The organism is Nguyenibacter vanlangensis (assembly GCF_013376155.1).
Lineage (GTDB): Bacteria > Pseudomonadota > Alphaproteobacteria > Acetobacterales > Acetobacteraceae > Gluconacetobacter > Gluconacetobacter vanlangensis.
Window position 1 is genome coordinate 1 of sequence record NZ_JABXXP010000111.1, and the last position, 7152, is coordinate 7152.

A 7152-nucleotide genomic window follows, 5' to 3' on the forward strand; every position below is an offset into this window, starting at 1 on the left:
ACGCGCGTTCGGGCCTTGGGCCCCCCGCGATTCTGCCTTGAACATGGCGGCCTGAACATGCGGGGCGCGGCGTTCCGTGGCAGCTTTCCGATCCCGGGGGCGCAACGTGGCGCGGTCGCGCTGCTGGTCGCGCTGGCGCTGCCGGTGCTGATCGGTATCCTGGGGCTGGGAATCGACGTCAGCTACTGGGCGATGACGCGCATGGAATTGCAGCGTACCGCCGATCTCGCCTCGGTGGCCGGTGCGATGCGCTACGGGGTCAGTCAGCAGGTGTCCGACGCGCTCGGCACCGCGGCGACGGTGGCCGAACTGAATGGCCTGCCGGCCGGGACGCGCGGCGGCGCCGGAACCGATACGCTGACCGACATATATGGCGCCTATGCCGCGACGGTGACATTCGCCGCGCCGTCCACGATCACCGTTTCCATCACCCAGGCCGTGCCGCGGATGTTCAGCGGTTTGTTCCTGTCCTCGGCCACCCAGCCGGTGTCGGCCCGGGCGGTGGCGAAGCTGGCGCAACGCAGCAACGGCGCCGTTGCCTGCGTCCTCGCATTGTCCAGCGTCAGCTTTACCGTTTTGAACGGAAACGCGTCGCTTCAGATGCCGGGATGCGACCTGCGCACCAACGGGTCCCTGACCATCAACGGCACGCCCAGCGTCAATGTATCAAATCTGATCGCCGGCGGCACGATCACGCAGAACGGCAATTCCACCTGTTCGGCGGTCACATGCGTGCAGGGCGCACCGCAGGAGAGCGATCCCTATTCCAGCCTCTATAAAGGCCAACTGAGCCTGCCGGCCAAGACGATCCAACTGCCGCAGGGCCAGACCACGCTCAATCCCCCACCGGCTGGAGACGCCTATTCATGGTCGCTGAATGGCGGGACCTATACGTTGAATCCCGGAATCTATTACATTAACGGGGATTTCAACGTGAATGGAAACGTGACGCTGACCGGCACGGGCGTTACGATCATCACCAACGGCAACGTCAATATCAACGGCAATGCCGACGTCAATCTGACGGCTCCCGCCACGGGGGGCACGGCCGGATTATTGTTCGGCTCGACCAATTCCGCGTTTCAACTGAATGGCGGTTCGGCCATCAGTATGACGGGTTCGATTTACGCCCCCAATGCGAACCTGATCGTCAACGGCAGCAATTCCGCGTCGGGGAACTGCCTGTATATCGTCGCCTCTACCGTAACCTTCAACGGAGGCGGCCAGTTTGCCGACAGCAATTGCCAGGCCTCCGGCATGACGCCGATCTATGACTTTTCCGGCGTCGCGAGCCTGGTGCAATGATGCCGGGCCGCGCCCGGGGACATGCACGGGCCGGCGTGGCGGCCGTGGAGTTCGCCCTGACTGCCCCCTTGCTCCTGATCATCCTTGCCGGGGTCAGCGATTTTCCGCTGGCCTTGTGGGACCGGATCGCGATGGCGGCGGCCGTCGAAGGGGGGGCGAATTATGCCTTCGCCATGGAACAGAATGCGTCGGGAAACAACGGTTCGGTTTCGCCGGCGGATGTCAGGAACGCGGTCCTGGCGTCCAGCAGCCTGGCCAACCTGACCGTGACGGTCAGCGCACCCGGCACGCATTGCGTGCAGTCCGGCCAGGGAAACACGCCGCCGGTCACGACCCTGACCGCGGGAACACCCGGCACGCCTTGTGCGGATACGACCATGCCCGGCACCTACATGACGATTTCGGCATCCTACAGCTATGCGCCGCTGATGCCGTTCTTCGCCATGCTCGCATCGACCACGTTGCGGGAGAACGCGACCGTGAGGCTGCAATGACGCGACCAGGCCGAAGGTGCGTGGCGCGTGATGGACGCGGTGCGGCGATCGTCGAATTCGCGATCGTCGGGTCGATTTTCATCACGCTGCTGGTCGGTACGATCGAAATCGGCCTGCTCTGCTGGACGCGCAATACGCTGCAGGTAACGGCCGCGCTTACGGCGCGCTGCGTCGCGCTTGCAACCTGCGCCGCCGATCCGGACGGTTTCGCGGCTGCCGAAGCCGCCGACTGGGGCCTGCCGAATGTGCTTTCCGGCGTCACCGTCACGGCCAACGCCAATCAGTGCAACGGGCTGACGACGGCGTCGGGGCAATTCGTCACGGTCGTGCTGCAATCGCAATATTGGGCTAACCTGCCGCCGCCGCTGTCCGCCGTGACCTTGCATGCATCGGCCTGCTACCCGATCGCATCGTGACTCTGCCTGATCAAGGAAAACAGGAATGAATGACCCCCTGTCAGTCGTCTGCATCGGTGCCGGTCCGGCGGGGTTGACCGCCGGTTACGTGCTCGGCAGGGGCGGGATCCGCGTGACCGTTCTGGAGCAGGACCCCCATTATGTGGGCGGGATCTCCCGGACCGAGACTTATAAGGGGTTCGCCTTCGACATCGGCGGTCATCGTTTCTTCTCGAAGTCCGACGAGATCGAGGCGCTCTGGGATGAAATCCTGGATGAAGGATTTCTGGAGCGTCCCAGAAAATCGCGTATCTACTACAAGAGGGCTCTCTTCGATTATCCCTTGCGGGCGGCGGACGCGCTGTCCAAGCTGGGCGTCGTCGAGGCGGCGCGCTGTGTCGCATCCTATCTTCGGGCGCGGCTGCGTCCGAACCCATCGCCACGCAATTTCGAGGAATGGGTCACCAACCAGTTCGGACGGCGCCTGTTCGAAATCTTTTTCCGGACCTATACGGAAAAGGTCTGGGGCATGGCTTGCCGCGACATATCCGCCGATTGGGCGGCCCAGCGCATCAAGGGCCTGTCGCTGGGCAAGGCGATCTGGCACGCGCTGCGGCCCCAATCGTCGCGCCGGCCGCGCGGGCAGGTGATCAAGACCCTGATCGACCGGTTCCGCTATCCCCGCCGCGGCCCCGGAATGCTGTGGGAGGCGGCGGCGCGCAAGGTCGAGGCGATGGGCGGCCAGGTGCTGATGGGGCGGCGTGTCTGTGCGCTGAAGCGGCTGGATGGCGGGCGCTGGCGCGTCACCGCATGCGATCAGCAGGGGCGGACGCATGACTTCGTTTGCGATCATGTCATTTCCAGCATGCCCATGCGCGATCTGGCGCCGATCGTGACGCCGCCTTTGCCGCCAGCGGTCCTGGCCGCGGCACGGGAGCTGCGTTATCGTGATTTCCTGGTCGTCGCCCTGATCCTGAAGAATGAGGGGCTGTTCGACGATAACTGGATTTATATTCACGATCCGGATGTCCAGGTGGGGCGTATCCAGAATTTCAAATCATGGTCGCCCGATATGGTGCCGCTGCCCGGCCATGCCTGCTACGGGCTGGAATATTTCTGTTTCGAGCATGATTCGTTGTGGCGCATGCCGGATGCCGATCTGGTCGCCCTCGCGACCGACGAGCTTGTGCGGCTGGGGCTGGCCCGGCCCGAGGATATCCTGGACGGAGCGGTGGTGCGCCAGCCCAAGGCCTATCCGATCTATGACGACGGATACCAGGCACGCGTTGCGGCAATCCGCACCGCCCTGGACGCGGCATGCCCCGGCCTGCATCTGGTCGGTCGCAACGGCATGCATCGCTACAACAACCAGGACCATGCGATGATGACGGCGATATTGGTGGCACGCAACATCCTGGCCGGACAGGCGCTTTATGACGCCTGGAAAGTCAACCAGGACGCCGAGTATCACGAGGAAACGCGCCAGCCGCCGGACCAGCCCGCCGCGGCGCCCGAACTCGCATTGGCCGGATGATCATGCCGGATGCGACCGATCCGCCCAGCGGCGTGACGGCGGATCGCGACGCCGCCGGCCGGCCCGACTGGTGGCGCGGGTGCCTTGTCGTCCTGCTGGTGCTCGTCCTGTGGGGCGCGGCCCGTCCCTATGGCGGGATCATAGGGGATGCGCGGCTCTATACCCTGCAAGCCCTCAGCCACATGATGCCCGGGCGATTCAATGACGATTTGTTCCTGCATTACGGGTCGCAGGACCGGTTTTCGGCTTTTTCTTATCTCTACAGTCCTTTTCTGCATACATTCGGTGTCGGGTACGGCAGCCTGGCGTTCTGCCTGCTGGGGTGCCTGTTGTGGCTGGGCGGGGTGGCCACGCTTGCGACGGGCCTGTTCCGCGATCGCGCCTCCGCGATACCCGCCATCGTGACGGCGGTCGCCATCCAGTTCGGCGGCGGAACGTTGGTCCGCCCGGGCGAGCCGATCCTGACCCCCCGCCTGTTTGCCGAAGCCGTCAGCCTGTTTGCCCTGGGGGCGATGCTGCGTGGCCGCAACGGTCTGGCCGCCCTGCTTCTGCTCCTGTCGCTCGCGATTCATCCATTGATGACATCTGGGGCGATTGCTGCGTTTTTTCTCTATCACGCCATGCGCCGTCCGGTTCTCTGGCTGGCGGGGGCGGGCGCGGCTTCGATCGTCATCGCCCTGGCCTTTTCGGGTGTCGAGCCCTTCGTCCGGCTGACGGTCCGGATGGACGGGGCCTGGCTGGTCTCGGCCAGCACCCTGGACCCCCAGTGCTTCATCACGGAATGGGGGGCGACCTACTGGCTTCCGCTCGTCGGCAGCTTCGCGCTCCTGCTTGCCGCGATGCGTTATGCCCAGCGCCGGGAACGGCGTTTTCTGGCTGCGATCGCCATGGCCGCGCTGGGCGGGATCGCGCTGACAGCGTTGGGCGGGGACCTGCTGCATAATGTGCTGATCATCGACATCCAGGCATGGCGCGCCCTATGGCTGCTGAATCTTGTCGTCTATCTGCTCGGCGGCATGCTCTGGGCACGCGTGATCAGGGCAGGCTGGGCGAATCCGACCGGCGTTCCGGCGGTGCTGGGCTTCACATACGGGTTGCTGATCCTTGCGAGCTTCGCCCCGGCCGCCGGGTTTGCCGCGGCCCCCATGGCGATCCTCGCCTGCCTGTTATCGCTTTACGAGCATCGTTATTGCCGTCCGGTTTCCGGCCTTTGCCGCATATTGGCGCGGCTGGTCGTCGCCTGTTGTCTCGCCTTCGCGCTGCTCGGCCTCCATTATGTCATGCGCACGCAGGACCCGTTCTGGCGTCCGTTGTACGGTATCGGACTGGCGACGCTGGCACTCTGGGGCCTGTGGCAAGTGCGCGGGGAATCGGCGTCCCGCCGGGGCCGGATCGGCGTGACCGTGCTGGCGGGCATATTGGCGCCGCTGACCGTGATGAACTGGGATCAATCGACGCCCTGGCAACGCTTCATCGACAAGGGCCAGGCTCCTCCGGCACTGACGCGCCTCCTCCCGCCGGAGGGCCCGGTCTATTGGGATGGCGACGTCACCGTTCCCTGGCTGGTATTGCGGCGCAGCAGCTATTTTTCATGCGAACAAGGGGCCGGAATCCTCTTTTCCCGCGCGACCGCAGCGGCGTTTCGGCAGCGTTTCGATACGCTCAGCCGCCTCCACACGCTGGATTTCGACCTGCCGCCCTATTGCACCCTCGGCAAGAACCAACGCGTCTTGCCGCTTCGCCGGGCCGACCTCGCGATGGTCTGCGCGGCGTCACCCGGCCTTTCGGCCCTGATCGTGACGCGCCAGGCGATCGACGATCCCGGCGCCGCATGGACGCCCCCCGTGCCGTTCCCATGGGCGAACGAGCAGGGGCGGAAAATCAGCGTCGCGCGGTTTTTCATCTATCGTTGCGACGCATTGCGATAATGGCGCGCTGATCACAACACCCTCCAGGAGGCCCTTACCGGCGGGCGAGAGGGCCGAGCGAGGCCCGCACGCCGAATTCCCCAGGCAGCGCGCCATGAGGAAACAGGATATTGACATGCCCCATCTTGCGGCCGGGCCGGGCCGCGTCCTTGCCGTAAAGATGCGGCAGCAGGCCCGGGGTCGCGACGATGTCGGGCCATAACGCCATGTCGTCCGGACCGACCAGGTTTTTCATCGCCGCGTCGGAATGGCGGATCGCGGGCGGCAAGGGCAGGCCGGTCACGGCACGGACATGCATCGCGAACTGGTCGACCGGACAGGCATCCATCGTCCAATGGCCGGAATTGTGCGGGCGCGGGGCGATCTCGTTCACCAGCACCGTGCCATCGCGGTCCACGAACATCTCGACCCCCAGCAGGCCCACCAGATCCAGCGCGGTGGCGACCTGGACCGCGATCGCGCGCGCCTGTGCCGCTACGGCTTCGGGCACGCGCGCGGGGGCCAGGCTGAGATCCAGGATTCCGTCGCGATGGCGGTTCTCGGTCACGTCGAACGTCACGACGCTGCCATCCAGGCCCCGTGCGACCATCACGCTGATTTCGCAGGCGAAGTCGATCATCGCCTCGCCGACCAGCGGATGCGGGGCGAGTGCCGCGAAGGCAGGGCGTGCGTCGTCGGCAGCCTGCACCCGGCATTGCCCCTTGCCGTCATAACCCAGCCGGGTGGTCTTCAGGATGAAGGGCAGGCCCAGCACGCCGATGGCCCTATCCAGGTCGCCCGCGTCATGGATCTCCGCCCAGGGGGCCACGGGAATCCCCGCGTCCGCCAGGAAACGCTTTTCGGCGATCCGGTCCTGGCTGATGCGCAGAATATCGCCCGACGGACGTACCGGCCGCAGTTCCGCCAGCAATTCCAGCCCGTCGGCGCTGATATTTTCGAACTCGAACGTCACCACGTCCACCGCCGCGGCGAAGCGGCGCAACGTATCGGCATCGTCATAGGCGCCGACCGTCACCGCATGGGCCACCTGGGCGGCTGGCCCCTGCGGTTCGTCGGTCAGGATATGGGCACGGAATCCCAGCCGTGCGGCAGCTATTGCCGACATGCGGCCCAACTGGCCGCCGCCGACGATTCCCAGCACGGAATTGGGGGGTAGGGCACCGGCGGGCAGGGTCATCGGATCGGCGCCTCGGCCACCGACCGGGTCTGCTCCGCCCGCCATGCGGCCAGCCGGGCGGACAAGGCCGCATCGCCCAGCGCCAGGATCGATGCCGCCATCAGCGCCGCATTGGTCGCCCCGGCCTTGCCGATCGCCAGCGTGCCGACCGGCACGCCGCCGGGCATCTGGACGATGGACAGCAGGCTGTCCATGCCCTTCAGCGCATGGGATTCCACCGGCACGCCCAGGACCGGCAGCAGCGTCCAGGCCGCGCACATGCCGGGTAGATGCGCGGCCCCCCCGGCGCCGGCGATGATGACAGACAGGCCGCGTCCCG

Annotated in this window: 7 protein-coding genes; 5 read left to right on the forward strand and 2 right to left on the reverse strand. The window is 65.7% G+C overall.

The window, feature by feature from the left end; translation table 11 throughout:
- The 5 genes from HUK84_RS07905 to HUK84_RS07925 all read left to right on the forward strand — a co-directional run.
- Positions 1–1305 (forward strand): DUF7305 domain-containing protein (locus HUK84_RS07905; RefSeq protein ID WP_246285523.1); only part of this gene is annotated, 1305 nt, incomplete at its 5' end.
- Positions 1302–1799, forward strand: a complete 498-nt coding sequence (locus tag HUK84_RS07910; RefSeq protein ID WP_218064272.1) for a TadE/TadG family type IV pilus assembly protein — start codon at positions 1302–1304, stop codon at positions 1797–1799. The genes HUK84_RS07905 and HUK84_RS07910, both read left to right, overlap by 4 nt.
- A gap of 20 nt (positions 1800–1819) precedes the next feature.
- Complete coding sequence (locus tag HUK84_RS07915; protein ID WP_176639806.1) at positions 1820–2215, forward strand: TadE/TadG family type IV pilus assembly protein; 396 nt, start codon at positions 1820–1822, stop codon at positions 2213–2215.
- A 25-nt stretch (positions 2216–2240) separates the two neighbouring features.
- Complete coding sequence (locus tag HUK84_RS07920; protein WP_176639807.1) at positions 2241–3728, forward strand: NAD(P)/FAD-dependent oxidoreductase; 1488 nt, start codon at positions 2241–2243, stop codon at positions 3726–3728.
- A 2-nt stretch (positions 3729–3730) separates the two neighbouring features.
- Positions 3731–5656, forward strand: coding sequence for a DUF2339 domain-containing protein (locus HUK84_RS07925; protein ID WP_176639808.1), 1926 nt, complete (start codon positions 3731–3733; stop codon positions 5654–5656).
- A 34-nt stretch (positions 5657–5690) separates the two neighbouring features.
- On the opposite strand, the gene HUK84_RS07930 is transcribed toward HUK84_RS07925, so the two are convergent.
- Both HUK84_RS07930 and HUK84_RS07935 read right to left on the reverse strand, forming a co-directional pair.
- The gene (locus tag HUK84_RS07930; RefSeq protein ID WP_176639809.1) at positions 5691–6833 is read right to left on the reverse strand and encodes a 5-(carboxyamino)imidazole ribonucleotide synthase; all 1143 of its coding nucleotides are present in this window, start codon (positions 6831–6833) and stop codon (positions 5691–5693) included.
- Positions 6830–7152, reverse strand: a 323-nt coding sequence (locus tag HUK84_RS07935) for a 5-(carboxyamino)imidazole ribonucleotide mutase (RefSeq protein ID WP_176639810.1), incomplete at its 5' end; no start/stop codon positions are given. The genes HUK84_RS07930 and HUK84_RS07935, both read right to left, overlap by 4 nt.